The 16062-nt window shown below is 42.5% G+C and carries 16 protein-coding genes and 1 riboswitch; of the genes, 7 read left to right on the top strand and 9 right to left on the bottom strand.

Features of this window, described 5'->3' with window-relative positions:
- Positions 1 to 14 precede the first annotated feature (14 nt).
- Positions 15 to 81, top strand: a riboswitch (Fluoride riboswitch).
- A 65-nt stretch (positions 82 to 146) separates the two neighbouring features.
- On the top strand, positions 147 to 527 hold the full coding sequence (gene crcB, locus F952_RS01145) for a fluoride efflux transporter CrcB (protein WP_004920383.1): 381 nt from the start codon (positions 147 to 149) through the stop codon (positions 525 to 527).
- 107 nt (positions 528 to 634) lie between these two features.
- On the opposite strand, the gene F952_RS01140 is transcribed toward crcB, so the two are convergent.
- The 5 genes from F952_RS01140 to F952_RS01120 form a co-directional block, all read right to left on the bottom strand.
- Positions 635 to 958, bottom strand: a complete 324-nt coding sequence (locus F952_RS01140; protein ID WP_004920380.1) for a chaperone modulator CbpM — start codon at positions 956 to 958, stop codon at positions 635 to 637.
- Between the two features lie 11 nt (positions 959 to 969).
- Positions 970 to 1911 (bottom strand): DnaJ C-terminal domain-containing protein, encoded by a 942-nt coding sequence (locus F952_RS01135; protein ID WP_004920377.1) that lies wholly within the window; start codon positions 1909 to 1911, stop codon positions 970 to 972.
- A 202-nt stretch (positions 1912 to 2113) separates the two neighbouring features.
- Positions 2114 to 2989, bottom strand: a complete 876-nt coding sequence (gene hslO, locus F952_RS01130; RefSeq protein WP_004920374.1) for an Hsp33 family molecular chaperone HslO — start codon at positions 2987 to 2989, stop codon at positions 2114 to 2116.
- Positions 2990 to 3039: 50 nt separating this feature from the next.
- Complete coding sequence (locus tag F952_RS01125; protein ID WP_004920372.1) at positions 3040 to 4884, bottom strand: monovalent cation:proton antiporter-2 (CPA2) family protein; 1845 nt, start codon at positions 4882 to 4884, stop codon at positions 3040 to 3042.
- A 73-nt stretch (positions 4885 to 4957) separates the two neighbouring features.
- A complete protein-coding gene (locus F952_RS01120) occupies positions 4958 to 7189 on the bottom strand; it encodes a primosomal protein N' (protein ID WP_004920370.1) in 2232 nt (743 codons plus the stop codon).
- A gap of 139 nt (positions 7190 to 7328) precedes the next feature.
- On the opposite strand from F952_RS01120, the gene gspF reads away from it, so the two are divergent.
- The 3 genes from gspF to F952_RS01105 all read left to right on the top strand — a co-directional run bounded on the left by gspF (position 7329) and on the right by F952_RS01105 (position 9648).
- Entirely contained in the window at positions 7329 to 8534 is a 1206-nt protein-coding gene (gene gspF / locus F952_RS01115) for a type II secretion system inner membrane protein GspF (RefSeq protein WP_004920366.1), read from the top strand.
- Between the two features lie 80 nt (positions 8535 to 8614).
- On the top strand, positions 8615 to 9046 hold the full coding sequence (gspG, locus tag F952_RS01110) for a type II secretion system major pseudopilin GspG (RefSeq protein WP_343681850.1): 432 nt from the start codon (positions 8615 to 8617) through the stop codon (positions 9044 to 9046).
- A gap of 263 nt (positions 9047 to 9309) precedes the next feature.
- On the top strand, positions 9310 to 9648 hold the full coding sequence (locus F952_RS01105) for a hypothetical protein (RefSeq protein ID WP_004920361.1): 339 nt from the start codon (positions 9310 to 9312) through the stop codon (positions 9646 to 9648).
- A gap of 415 nt (positions 9649 to 10063) precedes the next feature.
- On the opposite strand, the gene lnt is transcribed toward F952_RS01105, so the two are convergent.
- Complete coding sequence (lnt, locus tag F952_RS01100; RefSeq protein WP_004920357.1) at positions 10064 to 11623, bottom strand: apolipoprotein N-acyltransferase; 1560 nt, start codon at positions 11621 to 11623, stop codon at positions 10064 to 10066.
- Entirely contained in the window at positions 11620 to 12459 is an 840-nt protein-coding gene (locus F952_RS01095) for an HlyC/CorC family transporter (protein WP_004920354.1), read from the bottom strand. The genes lnt and F952_RS01095 overlap by 4 nt, the downstream gene beginning before the upstream one ends.
- Positions 12460 to 12645: 186 nt before the next feature.
- On the opposite strand from F952_RS01095, the gene tusA reads away from it, so the two are divergent.
- Positions 12646 to 12903, top strand: coding sequence for a sulfurtransferase TusA (gene tusA, locus F952_RS01090; protein WP_004920351.1), 258 nt, complete (start codon positions 12646 to 12648; stop codon positions 12901 to 12903).
- Positions 12904 to 12995: 92 nt separating this feature from the next.
- On the opposite strand, the gene aroE is transcribed toward tusA, so the two are convergent.
- Positions 12996 to 13784, bottom strand: a complete 789-nt coding sequence (gene aroE, locus F952_RS01085) for a shikimate dehydrogenase (protein WP_004920348.1) — start codon at positions 13782 to 13784, stop codon at positions 12996 to 12998.
- A gap of 76 nt (positions 13785 to 13860) precedes the next feature.
- Positions 13861 to 14052 (bottom strand): DNA gyrase inhibitor YacG, encoded by a 192-nt coding sequence (locus F952_RS01080; protein WP_004920346.1) that lies wholly within the window; start codon positions 14050 to 14052, stop codon positions 13861 to 13863.
- A 97-nt stretch (positions 14053 to 14149) separates the two neighbouring features.
- On the opposite strand from F952_RS01080, the gene F952_RS01075 reads away from it, so the two are divergent.
- Together F952_RS01075 and F952_RS01070 are read left to right on the top strand one after the other, a co-directional pair.
- The gene (locus F952_RS01075; protein ID WP_011182044.1) at positions 14150 to 14788 is read left to right on the top strand and encodes a class I SAM-dependent methyltransferase; all 639 of its coding nucleotides are present in this window, start codon (positions 14150 to 14152) and stop codon (positions 14786 to 14788) included.
- A complete protein-coding gene (locus F952_RS01070; RefSeq protein WP_004920342.1) occupies positions 14778 to 15983 on the top strand; it encodes a TIGR03862 family flavoprotein in 1206 nt (401 codons plus the stop codon). The genes F952_RS01075 and F952_RS01070 overlap by 11 nt, the downstream gene beginning before the upstream one ends.
- The last annotated feature ends 79 nt before the right edge of the window (positions 15984 to 16062 follow it).

Here is a 16062-nt window from a genome sequence, read left to right as displayed (position 1 = left end):
TGCTAGGCTAAACTCGACAGATAGGAGATGACATTCCTCCTCGCAAAAACCGCCGTTCTGGCTAATGATGTCTACGTTACCTCTTTTCAGCAGGGGCGTAGATGTATTGTGCGTGCTCTGTCTGAATATTCATCAGGAGCATGTATATGTATTCTTCCTTGCTTTCAATTGCCTGTGGTGCTGTATTGGGTGCATGGCTACGCTGGTTTGTTGGTCTTAAGTTTAATTCAACCTTTCAAAATTTTCCGCTTGGTACCATTTTAGTGAATCTGGTGGGTGGTTTTATCATCGGCTTTGCAATTGCCCTGTTTGCCAATATGCAGCTTAGTTCTAATTATAAATTATTTGTGATTACTGGCTTTTGTGGTGCTCTAACCACATTTTCGACATTTTCAGCCGAAGTGATTGATCTGTTACAACAGCAGAAATATGGTTTTGCCATTGCGCTTATCACTATTCATTTGATGGGATCATTGCTCTGCACTGTTTTAGGTCTATTGTCTTATCAATGGTTAAGCCAACACTAAATAGAGCATGCTCACCAGTGATAAGTATAGCTACAAATAATTGAATGCTTAGTCGAGTCATATTTTCGCGATAATCAGATTATCGCGAAAATAGAAAAGAGCCAAAGCTAAGGAAGGTGACGAACCTTACGGCGCAACTGATGCACTTCATCAAGCAGATCTAGCATTAAAGCAACAGCCGGCAGGCTGGCATCAAAGTCACGTTGTAGACGGTAGGCACGGCGTGCCCTAGAAACATCTTCACTTAAAAACTGATGCTGATGTGGATGAGTGGCCGATAAAATATCATATTCAATCAGTTGTAACACCCAATCTGGGCTCTGACCACAGACTTGAGCAAAATGCGTTAAGCTTAAACCACGTTGCTCATCCAGGATTTCGACATTCAAGTCACCTTGGCAGATCACTTCACGATAATGAATCTTAGACATATGCGGGCTCCTTATCCACGTGGCTTAAATGAGGCAAATGCCTGAGCGAGTGTTTCATAGGCTTGCTGTTGTTGTTCAGTTTGTGCTTCTGGCAATACAATATTCAACACCAGATAAAGATTTCCAGGTGTTTTGTTTGGAATGCCTTTATCTTTCAAACGCAACTGCTGACCTGTTCGGGCATTTTTAGGTAAATTGACATTCAAGCGTCCACTTGGAGTCATCACTTCAATATTTTTACCGAGTGCAGCTTCCCATGGTGCAACATCAATAGTGTAATAAACATCAACACCTTCAACGTGTATCCGATCAGTGTCTTTATATTGAATTTCAATGTAAAGATCACCATTTTCACCGCCGTTGATTCCAGCCTGACCTTGTCCATTCAAGCGGATTTGCTGGCCTTCTTTCATTCCTTTTGGAATTTTCACTTGTAAAGTTTTACGCTGAACTTCAGGCTCACCATAAGCATTTAAGGTTGGAATCTGTAAAGTCAGATTCTGGGTAGTACCGTGATAGGCAACCTCAAGATCAACTTCAATACTGGCATGTTGATCTTCACCGCGATAGCTACGTGTCTGGCGTTGATACTGCTGATTACTGCCACCAAAACCCGCTCCGAAACGACCAAATAAATCTTCAAAGCCACTAAAATCGGAAGCATGACCTTGCTGGTAAAATTGTCCACCATCAAAACCTGCACCACCTGGAGTACCTTGTCCAAAACCAGAAAAGCCTTGAGGATGATCTAGCATTTGATCATATTCAGTTTTTTTCTCTGGATTGCTGAGTGTATCGTAAGCGACATTGATTGCCTGCATTTTAGCCTCAGCATCTGCCTCCTTACTTACATCGGGATGATACTTTCGGGCAAGTTTGCGATAGCTCTTTTTTATTTCATCTGGAGTTGCATCGCGGGTGACTCCAAGTTCTTCATAATAATTTTGTGCCATAAAAGCTCTTTGAATATTTGAAGTGATATATTTCTATATATATGATGATAACTTGATCAATTACAAGACAAAATCAACAACAAAATGTGGGTTTTTGGCAACGCTAATGTCTATGAAAAAGGCCTGACCAGAGAAATATTCTGATCAGGCCCTATGCAATATAATCGGCGTTATAAGTAACGCCGATATAGCATCGTGTTGATTAACTCAAATGCTCACCAAATAAACCCAAAGCTTCTTCAGCAGTAAAGGTGTATCTGGCCTGACAGAATTGACAATCCATTAAAATTGGATTTTGTTCGGCCAGTGTTTCACGTACAGCATCGACACCGATCTGGATCAGGGCATTAGCACAACGCTCTTTAGAGCAGGTGCAACCAAACTTAAGCTGCTCGATTTCAGGAAGTTTTACTTGCTCTTCGTTATAGAGGCGATACAGAATTTCATTGGCCGAGAGCTGTGTAAGTTCTTCTGATTTCAGCGTTTCTGTCAGCATGGTCAAGCGTGGCCAGATGTCTTCATCAATCAGTTGCTGTTCTTCTTCGTTATTACGAGGCAATAACTGGATCAGTAAACCACCAGAGCGTTCAGTGGTGGTAGCCAATACAATATGGGTAGGAATCTGCGCAGACAAATCGTAATACTGCATCAAACAACGAGCGAGTGTCGGTTGGTCAAGTGGTACGATCCCTTGATAACGCTCCCCAAACTCAGGTTCAATATTGATAAACAGAACTGGGTTTTGCAGGGTTTTTAATACCGTACTGCTATCGGAAGCCTCTTGAAAATGCGGATCGTCTTCATAGTCTGCCAAACCACGCACTTCACCCAGATGCGTACATTCAGCCATTGCCCATTTAAGTGTTCCCGATGCCTGAATCTGTAGGCTGATACGACCTTTAATCTTAAGGGTGCTTGCCAGTAACGCCGTTGCACTGAGCATTTCACCAAGCAATATTTGAACTGCAGGCTGGTAAGGACGTTGCGACAAAATGGTTTGTAATGCTTCTTCAAGATGAACGACTTCTCCACGAACAGGGCAGTCCTCAATATAAAAGCGTTGGCGTAGGTCAGACATATTTTTCTCCATAACCCTGTCTTAATGGTGTCAATATTGTAAAACACAAGTCATAAAGGATCATCTCGTGTAACATCAATCCGATGATTTTCCAGTCCGCGTTTTAAATTAACCTCAGAATTACGTTTAGTTTGATGACGTTCATCACTTTCAAACAAATGTTCGAGTTCTGCCAGTGCATTTCGATGCGTCTCAAAAACTTTCTGCTCATCATTGTAAATATTTTGCTGCTGGGTCAACAACTTTTCATCATAGTCTCTAAACAGTTCGATATTGTCATAGGCTTGTTGTTCTGGAATACCTAATTCGCATAAAGCACGATAGGCCATACCTAACGACGAGAGATAAGTTTCACGCCAGATATGCTCAACCCCAAGATCACGTAATAGATGAACCTGATAACGATCTCTTGCTCTGACCATCAGCGTGATTTGAGGATAATTGAGACGAATGTGACGTGCGACATTCATACTATCTTCGACATCATCAATCGCTAAAATAAAAACCTTTGCTTTTTCAATGCCTGCGGCACGTAAAATATCGGGTTGGGTGATGTCACCATAGTATAATGTGCCACCGTAACGTCTGACAAAATCGATTTGCTGGAGATTATTGTCAATGGCAGTAAACCCAATATGATTGAGACGTGCATTCCGGGCAATGATCTGACCAAAACGACCAAAACCCGCGATAATCATGGGATGTTCATGCTGTGGAATAGCATCATACTCAGGTGGATGTTCCTTAGAAAACAAAGGCAGAATCTGTTTCTGAATAAGCCAATAGCATATAGGTGTCATGACCATAGACACAGTGACAATCAAAATCACTGGATCCGTCATCGCTTGAGCAAGAACCCCTTCTTTTTGCGCTACTTTCAGAATCACAAAGGCAAATTCACCGCCCTGTGCCAAGCAGGCAGCCAGCAGCAGACTGTTTTGCCAGCTATATTTAAAATAGCGCGAGATTGCGGTCAGCACGATGCCTTTGATCAGAATTAGACCCAGCGCACCACCAATAATCAGCCAAGGCATATCAAGGAGAAGTGAAACTTGAGTGGTCATGCCCACGGTCATGAAAAATAGACCAAGTAAAAGGCCTTTGAATGGCGCGATACTTGCTTCAAGTTCGTGTCTAAATTCTGAATCTGCGAGAAGAACGCCTGTTAAAAATGCACCAAGAGTTGTGCTGATTCCTAATAAGTCCATCAGCATCACCACACCCAGCACAATAAATAGCCCAACCGCAGTGATCAGTTCTGTTGCACCACTTTTGGCAACAAAACGAAAAAATGGCCGCATGATATAGCGGCTAAATAAAAATAGCCCTGTAAATGTCGCAATAATCGCAGCGAAATAGGCAATACCATGGTGTGTAGATGAGGTTCCAGTTAATAATGGAATCATGGCCAGTAGCGGAATCGCTGCAATATCCTGAAACAGCAAAATTGAAAAAGACTGCTGACCATACGTGGTACTCAGTTGCTGTTTTTCTGCAAGCAGTTGTAAAACAAAGGCAGTTGAGGAGAGTGCCAGTGCAAAACCGAGTACAAAACCACTGGCAATATCCAGCTTGAATAGCAAAATAATCACGGCTATCAGCACAATGCCTGTCAGCACCACTTGTAAGCTGCCCATCACAAAAATGGAATGACGTAACTGCCACAGTCGTTGTGGCTGCAATTCCAGTCCAATCAGAAACATCAATAAAATCACGCCAAAATCGGCCATATGTAAAATGGCATTGGCATCACTCGCAATATTTAAAATACTGGGTCCTAGCAGGATACCTGTAAACAAATAACCAAGGACAGTCGCAATACCCAAGTGTTTACCCAGCGGTACAAGAAGAAGGGCAGCACCTAGGAAAATGGTGATTTGTAACAGTAAGGACATGGGCGACTCTGAGGCAATCAATCATATAGCAGTGGATAAAACTTTAGCATTATCCACCCATGATGTTTAAATTTCAGTTAAATTCCTGTGGATCAACATCAATTGATAAACGTAATTGATGCTGACGAGGGAGTTGAATCACCTCAGCCCACCATGGACGCAAGAAGAAATGTAGACGCGCCCGATCTTGCGCCAAGATCACCATATGTGCCCGATAACGTCCTGCTTTACGTTCCATCGGGGCAGGAATGGGTCCCCAAATTTCTATACTGTCGCCCGCTTGATGCTGAAGCATCTGCGCAATCTCTTGCAAGAAAGCCTGACTATAATCCCGATCACGTGATTCACATCGAATGAGTACACTGTAGCGATAAGGCGGTAATCGTGCTGCTTTTCGCTCTTCAAGCATATCTTTCGCCACAGCCCGATAGTCTTTTTCAATCAGTGTCGTCAGCATCGGATGATCTGGACGCAAGGTTTGCATATAGACATGACCTTTATGTTCACCGCGACCTGCACGACCTGCCACCTGCACAATTAATTGAGCTGTTCGTTCAGGTGCGCGAACATCGACACTTAATAACCCTGCATCAATATCCAGAATAGCCACTAGCGTTACATAAGGGAAATGATGCCCCTTGGCCAGCATTTGTGTGCCTAACAGAATCATGGGTTTATTGTGCTGGATTCGGTCATAGATTTTTTGCCAGCTTCCGACACGACTGGTACTGTCACGATCGACTCGAATCACATCGTGTTCAGGAAACAGTGTTTTCAGATGTTCTTCCACCTTTGCTGTTCCCATGCCCAGCGTTTTTAAGGTGTGATGATGACATTCGGGACAGGTCTCGGGCAAACGATGAATCGTTCCACAATGATGACAATGTAAATAACCATAAGGCTGAGTGTGTAATGTGAAATGCGCATCGCAATTTGGACAATTGGCTTGCCAGCCACAGCTTTCACAGACCAGAACAGGCGCATAGCCACGTCGATTTAAAAAAATCAGCACCTGTTCCTGACGATCCAGTGTGTGTTGAATCTGATCGATGAGAATCTGGCTGAGTCCCTCATTCTTTTTGGCAACCTTGAGATCGATCAGGTGCATTTTAGGTAATAGCGCGACACCAGCACGCTGATTGAGCTGGAGTAGCTCAAGCTTATTTTGTTCCACCAGATGATAACTGTCTATACTGGGGGTCGCCGAGCCTAATATTACAGGGCATTGTTCTAAATAACCACGATATAGGGCAACGTCTCGCGCATGATAGCGAAAACCTTCCTGTTGCTTATAAGACAAATCATGTTCTTCATCCAGAATAATTAAGCCCAGTCGTGGTAATGGCGTATAAATGGCCGAGCGTGTTCCTAAAATAATCGAGGCTTTACCCATTTTGGCTTGTTGCCATGCCTGTAATCGTTTGGAATCATTGAGTCCAGAATGTAATAAAGCAACATCACAATGAAAGCGGGATTTAAAACGTGAGATGGTCTGTGGTGTCAGTCCAATCTCTGGAACCAGCACCAGCACTTGTTTTCCCTGCTTGAGGACTTCATGCATGATCTGAAGATAGACTTCCGTTTTGCCGCTACCCGTCAAGCCATCTAGCAAAAATGCCTGATAATGATGCAGGGACTTTAATACACGTTGGATTGCATTGTGCTGATCTGGATTGGGTGTGAGCGGCATTTGTGCCAGTTGCACAGGCATCGGGGTAAAGTCTTGAATTTCCTGTGTACAAGCAACCAATTCTTTTTTGGCCAGTGCACGTAAGGTTGCAGTTTCTACACCACTCAAGTTTAAAATAGTTTCTGTCGTTCCAGTGGGATGAAGCTTTAAAATTTGATAGGCATCATACTGTTTTTGTGAACGTTTTAATTTTGATTCGGCCTCTGGATGTGCGGTAATTTTCCAGATATAAGTTAAAACATCTTGAGATTTACCTTGTCTGAGTAAACTTGGAAGCGCTGTCTGAATGACTTCACCGATCGGAAATTGATAATAATGTGCCGACCATGTCAATAAAGTTAAAACTTTGGTATCTAAAATAGGCGCTTGATCGATCAGTTCGCGTATTGTTTTTAATTGAAAACGCGGGTCTATGGGAAGATCTGGCGCGAGTTTTTCAGTAATTACCCCAATCAGTGATTGTCTGCCAAATGAAACCAGTACGCGTGCGCCAGCTTGTGCCTGTTCATATTGTTGCTGGCTTACGCTATAGTCGAAAGTATCGTATAAATGCACAGGAACAGCCACACGAACACGATAAATTTCAGTTGAAGGCTGGGGTGGCGTTAGTGGCATAAATTTATTTCGTCACTCTAATTGGGGTTAAACAGGACTATACTCACACAGTGTGAGCAAATTCCCCAAAATATGAAGGATTCTGAGGGAAAGATGCAACATCAACATGATTATTTTTTGGAAAAACTAGAGCATTACAATGCCTGCATATCAATTTACCGCACTTGATGCATCTGGAAAACAGCAAAAGGGTGTTCTGGAGGGAGATTCTGCCCGTCAGATTCGTCAACAATTACGTGATCGTGAATGGACACCCATTGCTGTCGATCCTGTCGAGCAAAAGGATAAACGTCAGGGAAATACATGGTTCCAAAAAAAAGTTACTGCCTATGATCTTGCATTAATGACGCGTCAATTATCAGTCTTGGTGGCTGCGGCTATTCCACTTGAAGAGGCATTGCGTGCCGTGGCTAAACAGAGTGAGAAAGCACATGTCCAGAATTTACTGCTCTCGGTACGTTCCAAGGTATTAGAAGGGCATTCACTGGCGCAAGGTATGCAGCAGTCAGGCCGTTTTCCTGATCTATATATTGCGACCATTGCTGCGGGTGAGCGTTCAGGGCATTTAGATCTGATTTTAGATCAGCTTGCGGATTACACCGAAAACCGCTTTGCCATGCAAAAGAAAGTTCAGGGCGCCATGATTTATCCGATTATCCTGATGCTGATGTCGTTTGCCATTGTGATGGGACTAATGACGTATGTGGTGCCAGATATTGTCAAAACCTTTGATCAGAGCAAAGAAGCATTGCCCTGGATTACGGTTGCGCTCATGAAAGCCAGTGATTTTATTCGTCTTGCTTGGCCATTTTTAATGAGTTTTGGCGTGATTGCCATTATTTTGTTTATACGATTTTTAAGAACCCATGCAGGTCATTATGCGTTTGATCGTTTAACACTCAGATTGCCATTATTTGGTAAATTATCACGTGGTATAAACTCGGCGCGCTTTGCAAGTACCCTGTCTATTTTGACTCAATCAGGCGTGCCTTTGGTCGATGCCTTGCGTATTGGTGCCGCGGTCAGTAGTAACTGGGTGATCCGTGATGCCATCAATCATGCGGCAGAAAAAGTCACAGAAGGTGGGAACTTGGGTACACAACTGGAACGATGTGGTTATTTTCCACCAATGATGGTACAAATGATTCGAAGCGGTGAAACGTCTGGTGAGCTGGATCGGATGCTTGAACGCGCATCGACCATGCAGGATCGTGAAGTCACGACATTTATTTCAACCTTGTTGGCATTACTCGAACCTTTAATGCTGGTGTTGATGGCAGCCATCGTACTGGTCATTGTGATTGCAGTCATGCTACCGATCGTTAATATGAATAATATGATTTAGAAAATTTGATATTCGAGATGAAAATGGATCAGAAAGAAACAATTTTAAATAATACGTGTGTCTCTGCGACTCAAACAAAAATGATTCGTCCGAAACGCGTTTCAGGCTTCACTTTGATTGAAGTGATGGTGGTGATTGTGATTTTAGGTGTCTTGGCAGCGCTGATCGTTCCGAATGTTATGGGGCGCGGTGAGAAAGCCAAAGTAGACACTACACAAATTACTTTGAAAGGAGTGGCAGGCGCACTGGATCAGTACAAGCTAGATAATGGACATTTTCCAACCATGCAGGAAGGAGGACTTGATGCACTGGTCAATCAACCTGCAACAGCAAAGAACTGGCTACCAGGTGGCTATGTAAAAGGGGGATATCCTAAAGACAGTTGGGAGAATGACATTCAATATGTAATTCCTGGCACGGAAGGTCGAGCTTTCGATTTATATTCTTTCGGTGCTGACGGTAAAGCTGGCGGCGAAGGTAATGATGCAGATATTTATTATAGTGGTAAATAATTTGTTGCTTTAAGTAGATTATCACTTCACTCAAACTAAATAAAACCAAGATGAAGTGATAATCGATATCGATACAGTTTAAAAAGCAAAGTTCTGATTTTATTAGATAAATAATAATATTCTGATTTGAGATTTATAATAAGAATTACTTCTATCTGTACTGGTTACAAGAAAGCTGATTTATGAATAAAAATAGACTTTTTATTTAAATAAAAGCTTGCATAATAACAATAAGTCGTATTTTTACTGTCGGAGAAGATAGCATGAGAGCATTATTTTTATCAGATGACGTTAATCAGTTTCACTGGTCTGTGCTTAAATCTGTTCTTCTGATTCTTAGTTTACTGCCCATCAGTCAGGGTATTTTAAGCCTATGGCAGATGTCTGATGCAAGCAGCCAGATTATTGTGGGTTTTATTGCTCTCAGTATATTTAGTGCAGTTTTGATTCTAAGTTTTTATTCAGCTTTGAAAGCAACTGTAATGAAACTGAATGCACAGCAAGAGATTTCAACACTTGAACAGGTGATATTTTCAATTTATGGCTATCTCCCGATGTTGAGTTTGGCTGCAATGCTATCTTATCTAAGTGCAACTTGGTAAATCTATCGGATTGAAAGAGGAGCTTGGGCCTCACTTTAAATTTGGGTATTTAAACTCATATGTATTTATAAAGCATAGTTTCAAAGATGAGTCATAAGAATCAGATAGGACTGACATCATCGGATAGTAGAATTTTTGAAAATCGAATGGTGCGTAGGAAAAATCATTTTGGTTGAAGTCTTTGAAAAAAAGCATGCAAGCCTACCTATATTTTGCCAATCTGTTTTGGCGAAGCGATTGGTGTTAAAAACCCAGCGTTTAAATCATTTAGTTTTATCAGGCAGAAAATTTAAGTCATCAATGGGACGTTGCAGTGGGGAATTTCCCTAAAAAAATGAATTTAACTCATCAACATGTATAAAAAAACCGAGATGGGTGAACCATCTCGGTTTTAAAAGCCCGACACATTTAGCAATTAGCGACGTGATTTAAATGACACATCGACCTGACGTGGACGATAGATCCAGCCCAGAATCAGCAATAGAACCGAAAACAGTAAGATCGGCCAGTCACTTAAACGGGTGTATAAGGTTTCACCCTGCATTGCAGGTAAGTCGCCACGTAAAACAGCTTCTTTATCAATAGGTGCTTGTTTCACAATATGACCTTGGCTATCAATAAATGCAGTCACTCCAGTATTGGTGGCACGGATAAACCAGCGTCCATTTTCTTTGGCCCGCATTTGCACCATCTGTAAATGTTGCATTGGGCCAGCCGTACCCGTAAACCAAGCATCGTTAGATACCGTAACCAGAAAATCGCTATTTTCTGCGTTGCGTCTGGTCAGGTTTGGATAAGCCACTTCATAACAGATGGCAGCAGCAAGTCGATGACCTTTGATCATGAGCGGTTTCTGATTATTTGATCCCTGACTAAATCCACTCATAGACGGATCATTTTGCAACGCTGGTAGTACCCAACTTAATAGACCAGACAACGGAATATATTCGCCAAACGGAACCAAACGCTGTTTTTTATAGAGGCCTTGAGAATTATCGCCAGAAGCCATGATGCTATTATAATAGAGTGGCGTCCCCACTTCCCGCGAACCTGTAACATCCCAATAAGGAATGCCAGTGACCCATGCCGAACCTCGATTTTTTGCCTGTTGGTTCATGGCATCTAGAAAAGGTTGAATATCGGTTTGAAACATTGGAATTGAAGATTCAGGCCAGACAATCAGGTCTCGTCCCCATTCTGAACGCGTCAAATTGGCATAAATCATGAGCGTTTTAAATTGATATTCGGTCAGCCATTTTAAATCTTGTGGAATATTGCCCTGAATTAATGAAACAGAAAGTGGAGGCGCTTTCTTGGGTTGCACAAATTGTAAATGGGATGCACCCCAAGCACCGAGCAGCAGCAGACCCGATGGAATGAGCCAGAAAATACGCCCTTTGATGATTTCAACCAAAGCACAAGCTAAGGTAATAACCACAAAGGAAACACCGAATACACCAAACAAAGGTGCATAGTGATCTAAAAAACGCTCGGTGAATGCATAACCCGCAAATAACCACGGAAATCCTGTAAACACCCAAGTTTTTGCCCATTCAAAGACAATCCAGATGGGCGCAAAAGTTAAAGGCGTTTCGGGAAAAAAGCGGCGGTAAAACCAGGTTTGGATGGCAGTAAATAAGCCCATCACCAGTGCCATAATCGCAATCATCAACACACTGAGAATGGCATTGGTATCGCCATATACATGAATGGAAGTATAAAGCCAGAAAGCCCCGACAAACCATAATCCCAGCCCATAGGCCCAACCCAGCATAAATGCCTGTTTGGCTGAGCGACGATGTAATACGGCATAAAGCAGAGCTGGAGATAAAATCGCAATCCACCAATAATAATAAGGTGCTAAAGCGAGACTAAATATTGCGCCAGAACATAGCGAAATTAAAAAAGGAAAAATAAAAGGAAGCTGTTTTTGCTGTCGGGAATTGCCTAACAGCTGCTCAAAGTATGCTCTCATTTATGTACAGCTCGAATCAGATGAATAGTGCGTGCATCTGCTTCAATAATTGTAAATTGCCAGTCATCCAGTTCGATCACCTGACCTTGTAGGTCACTCACCAATCCAATTTCTTGAAGCAATAAGCCGCCGACAGTTTCTACTTCATCGTCAGAAAAATCAGCATCTAAAACAGTATTAAAGTGTTCGATTGGTGTAAGTGCTTGTACCATCCATGAATTGGCTGTGGTATGCGCATGATCTGGCACAATGTATTGCGCTTCTTCATCGACATTGTCATGCTCATCTTCGATTTCACCCACGATTTCTTCAAGAATATCTTCAAGGGTTACCAGACCAGAAGTGGTGCCATATTCATCAATGACGACCGCAATATGTGTTTGGGTATGTTTGAGCATACGCAATACCTGATCTGAGCGGGCGCTTTCAGGTACAAATAATGGCTGGCGCATCAGCGCACGGACATCGACCTTGGCGCTGGGCTCTGTCAAGAACGGCAGAAGATCCTTGGCAAGAAGAATTCCAACGACATTATCTGGCTGATCAGAAGAAAAAACCGGAAAGCGGGAATGTGCCGATTCAATCAAAACATGCAGAATATCGAGCAACTCGTCGTCTTCTTGCAAGCTAATGATTGAGGTGCGAGGAGTCATGACTTCGCGTACTTTTGTGGCAGGAAGGTCAAGGACACCTTCAAGCATCGCCACGGTATCGGGTTCTAAAAAACGACGTGAATCTTGAACTAATTTAAGCAGTTCATCGCGTGTTTCTGGCGCAGTACCGAGCCATTTTCGTAAGCCGCGCATACCCCACGATGGGCCTGATTCCTCGTGCATGATCTTTCCTAAAGACTCTTATGCTAAAAATGAATTTTAATCATACCGAAGAAAATGTGCTTATGCATCATCCAATCGGCGGGAAAAAGTAAATGATTCAAATTGATGAGGTAAGTAGCCTCAATTTAATGAGACCGAACAAGTTTATGTTAAACTACGGCCAGTTTTTTGAAATGAAGTGTGAGCATGCCAGAACACGATCTTACGCCAGCAATTCAGTTAAATACACGAGGGTTGCGTTGTCCCGAACCTGTCATGATGCTGCATCAGGCGATTCGTAAATCAAAATCTGGAGATATTGTTGAGGTATTTGCCACAGATCCTTCAACATCATGGGATATTCCTAAATTTTGTACACATTTAGGACATGAGCTGTTATTGCAGGAAGAGCATCTGGATGCGAATGAGCTTAAGGAATACCATTACCTCATACAAAAGGGGTAATATATTTGTCTAAGGTTGCAAGACCCTATATTTTAGCCCGATCTCAGGGTATTCCTCGCTTTTTTAAAAATTGAATTCTACAGCATTGATATTTATAAAAAATCGGTAAGATTTGGTTTGACCCCATGCCAGATTGAAAAGGCTTCAATCGCCTGACCGACTAACATACCGAAACCTTCTGTTGTAGGAACGCCGCGAGCTTTGGCCTGATCCAGAAAAGAAGAGGGTTTACCATATGCCATTTCATAAGCATATTTAAACTGTAGTGTTTCTGGCAATACCAGTGCATCGCCGCTGAGGCTCGCAGACGTTGCGTTAATAACCAGATCAAAATTGCCGTGTAACTGATCGAGTGTCATAACCCTCAATGTTGCTTCTGAAACGGATCCAGCAAGATCCTGAACCAGTTGTTCAGCGCGCTGTTGTGTGCGGTTGGCAATCACAATTTCAGTGACGCCTGCCTGAACCAGTGGATAAATCACGCCACGTGTTGCACCGCCAGCACCAAGGATTAAAATACGAGTACCCTGTAAAGGCCAGTTTAGAGCTTGAATGGCATCGACTAGACCTTGACCATCGGTATTATCCCCATGAAGTTGACCGTTTTCGATCCAGAGCGTATTTACCGCTTTAGCAATTTTGGCACGTTCGGTAAGTTGATGACACATGGCAAATGCCTGTTCCTTAAATGGAACAGTGACATTTATTCCCAAGCCACCTTGATCGAAGAAAGTTTTGACATTGGCTTCAAAGCCATCGAGAGGTGCAAGTCGTTTACTGTAGTTCAGCTCAATTCCCAGCTTTTCTGCAAAAGCATGATGAAGTTCTGGTGAGCGGGATTGTTCAATTGGATTACCAATTACAGCAAACTGCTTGGTCATGCGATATATCCATGAAATTCAAAATGGCATCACTATACGCCAAAAAAAGTCTGAGTTTAAGTCTGTAAGCTCAAGATTAATCTTCGTAATCGTCAGAATGCTGGCCTTTTCCAGAAGTTGGTGCATCTTGAGTTTTGAGTTTATATTCTTCACTGGCCCAAGCACCCAAATCAATCAGTTTGCAGCGTTCTGAACAAAAGGGACGACTTTCATTACCTTCCCAGACAGAGGGCTGACCACAACGAGGGCAGGGAAATGTACGTGGCATTATAAAATCCTTCATTTCATCATCAAGATATTAGGCAAAGCATGAATCAGTTGTTAGACTTAAGCCTGATTTCAATACTCTACTTGAATAGTTTGCTGTGATTATGCCGATTCGTCAATTTCAAGCCCACCGTATGCAAGCCCCTCGTCATTTTAAAGCCATTGAGAACACACCTATATGTGTGGAAATTGGTGCAGGTAAGGGCAAACATGCGTTGTTATTTAGCGGATTACAACCTGCACAAACCTTATACGCCGTTGAACGCACCAAAGAGAAATTTTTGGCTATGCAGAAACAACAGGTACTTGATCCTCGACCAAATCTTTATCCTGTTCATGCCGATGCTTTGCCGTGGATTGTCCATACACTTTATCCTGTGCAAGTCGAACAGTTTTTTATTTTATATCCGAATCCTGAGCCACATAATCCTGCACAGCGCTGGCTGAATATGCCATTTTTTGAGTTTTTACTGTCACGCTTAAAGCCAGAAGGAACAATTACATTGGCCAGTAATATTCCTGAATATATTGCAGAGGCAGCTCAGCAATTAGAGCAATTATGGCAATTACCATTTGAAAAACAGGTGATTGCATCTGGCTCAGCCCGTACTCATTTTGAGATTAAATATTTGGAGCGTGGTGAGCCGTGTCAGCAATTGGTGATCAGCAAGCCTGCAACCTATCAAACGCGTTTTGATAATTTCATGCCTTTATTGGGTCAGAATCATGCCGAATAAGCAGGTCGCGATTATTGGTGCAGGGCCAGCAGGACTGGCCTGTGCCGAAATGTTATCTGAGCTGGGTCATTACGACATCACGGTGTATGAGCAAAAACCATCCGCTGCACGTAAGTTTTTGATGGCGGGAAAAACAGGCCTTAATATCAGTCATGCCGAAGATTTAGAAATTTTTATTGCACGTTATGATCATGCCGACTGGCTACGTCCGATGATCCAGCAATTTTCTGCGCTGCAGATTCAAGCATGGATGCACGGTTTAGGAATTGAATCTTACATTGGCAGTTCAGGCCGGATTTTTCCAAATGAAATGAAAGCCGCACCCTTACTGCGAGCATGGCTCAAGCGTTTGCAAGATCGTGGGGTGAAATTTCGATATCGGCATCAGGTCGTGAATGTTAAAGATGACCAATTGACAGTACTGGATATGGTACAACAGCAAGGACATACACTAAAAGTCGATGCCATCGTATTGGCATGTGGAGCACTGTCATGGCCTCAACTGGGGAGTGATGGCAAATGGCAAAGCTGGTTAGATGCGTCAGTGATGCAGCCGTTTCAACCTAGTAATGTGGGTGTCTTGGTCAATTGGTCTGACTATTTACAAGCAATTTTTGGGCAACCTTTAAAGCGGATTCAAGCGTGGGTTCAGGGGAAAGTTCCTCAATTTGGCGAAATGGTCATCAGTCATTATGGGCTGGAAGGTGGTTTGGTCTATCGTTGTAATCGTGATTTGCGTGAAGCGATGCAAAATCAAAATTCAACCGTTTTATATCTAGATTTGCTGCCAGACCAGCGTGTGGAACAGATTTTACAAAAACTACAGCAAGGCAAAAAACAGTCTTTAAATACGTTATGGCAAAAAATTGGGTTAGATAAAACTAAAATCGCATTGGTACGTGATGTGGTAGACAAAGCCGATTGGAATGATGCAAAAAAAATGGCGCAGCATATCAAACAACTTGCGATAAACATTCATGGCTTTCGACCGATTGAAGAAGCGATTAGCTGTGCAGGCGGTATTTCCTTGGATGCATTGGATCAGCATCTCAAGTTAAAACATACATCAGCTATTTTTGCCTGTGGTGAAATGTTAGATTGGGATGCGCCTACAGGTGGATATTTATTAACTGCATGTCTCGCGACAGGACGTATAACAGCGCATGGTGTGCATGCACAATTAAATGCTGACTAAATTAAATTGGCTATTTTCCTCATTCATAAAACCTGTTAATTTATTTGAAAAATCAATAAATACGAGAGGGAGTATCTTC

The sequence above is a fragment of the Acinetobacter baylyi DSM 14961 = CIP 107474 genome, from assembly GCF_000368685.1.
Lineage (GTDB): Bacteria > Pseudomonadota > Gammaproteobacteria > Pseudomonadales > Moraxellaceae > Acinetobacter > Acinetobacter baylyi.
Note: the sequence above shows the minus strand (reverse complement) of the source record. Positions and strands in the feature narration are given on the sequence as shown.

Excerpts from the sequence above, each read along its gene's own strand:
- crcB (WP_004920383.1), top strand. The coding sequence starts at position 147 with ATGTATTCTTCCTTGCTTTCAATTGCCTGTGGTGCTGTATTGGGTGCA.
- F952_RS01140 (WP_004920380.1), bottom strand. The coding sequence starts at position 958 with ATGTCTAAGATTCATTATCGTGAAGTGATCTGCCAAGGTGACTTGAAT.
- F952_RS01135 (WP_004920377.1), bottom strand. The coding sequence starts at position 1,911 with ATGGCACAAAATTATTATGAAGAACTTGGAGTCACCCGCGATGCAACT.
- hslO (WP_004920374.1), bottom strand. The coding sequence starts at position 2,989 with ATGTCTGACCTACGCCAACGCTTTTATATTGAGGACTGCCCTGTTCGT.
- F952_RS01125 (WP_004920372.1), bottom strand. The coding sequence starts at position 4,884 with ATGTCCTTACTGTTACAAATCACCATTTTCCTAGGTGCTGCCCTTCTT.
- F952_RS01120 (WP_004920370.1), bottom strand. The coding sequence starts at position 7,189 with ATGCCACTAACGCCACCCCAGCCTTCAACTGAAATTTATCGTGTTCGT.
- gspF (WP_004920366.1), top strand. The coding sequence starts at position 7,329 with ATGCCTGCATATCAATTTACCGCACTTGATGCATCTGGAAAACAGCAA.
- gspG (WP_343681850.1), top strand. The coding sequence starts at position 8,615 with ATGATTCGTCCGAAACGCGTTTCAGGCTTCACTTTGATTGAAGTGATG.
- F952_RS01105 (WP_004920361.1), top strand. The coding sequence starts at position 9,310 with ATGAGAGCATTATTTTTATCAGATGACGTTAATCAGTTTCACTGGTCT.
- lnt (WP_004920357.1), bottom strand. The coding sequence starts at position 11,623 with ATGAGAGCATACTTTGAGCAGCTGTTAGGCAATTCCCGACAGCAAAAA.
- F952_RS01095 (WP_004920354.1), bottom strand. The coding sequence starts at position 12,459 with ATGCACGAGGAATCAGGCCCATCGTGGGGTATGCGCGGCTTACGAAAA.
- tusA (WP_004920351.1), top strand. The coding sequence starts at position 12,646 with ATGCCAGAACACGATCTTACGCCAGCAATTCAGTTAAATACACGAGGG.
- aroE (WP_004920348.1), bottom strand. The coding sequence starts at position 13,784 with ATGACCAAGCAGTTTGCTGTAATTGGTAATCCAATTGAACAATCCCGC.
- F952_RS01080 (WP_004920346.1), bottom strand. The coding sequence starts at position 14,052 with ATGCCACGTACATTTCCCTGCCCTCGTTGTGGTCAGCCCTCTGTCTGG.
- F952_RS01070 (WP_004920342.1), top strand. The coding sequence starts at position 14,778 with ATGCCGAATAAGCAGGTCGCGATTATTGGTGCAGGGCCAGCAGGACTG.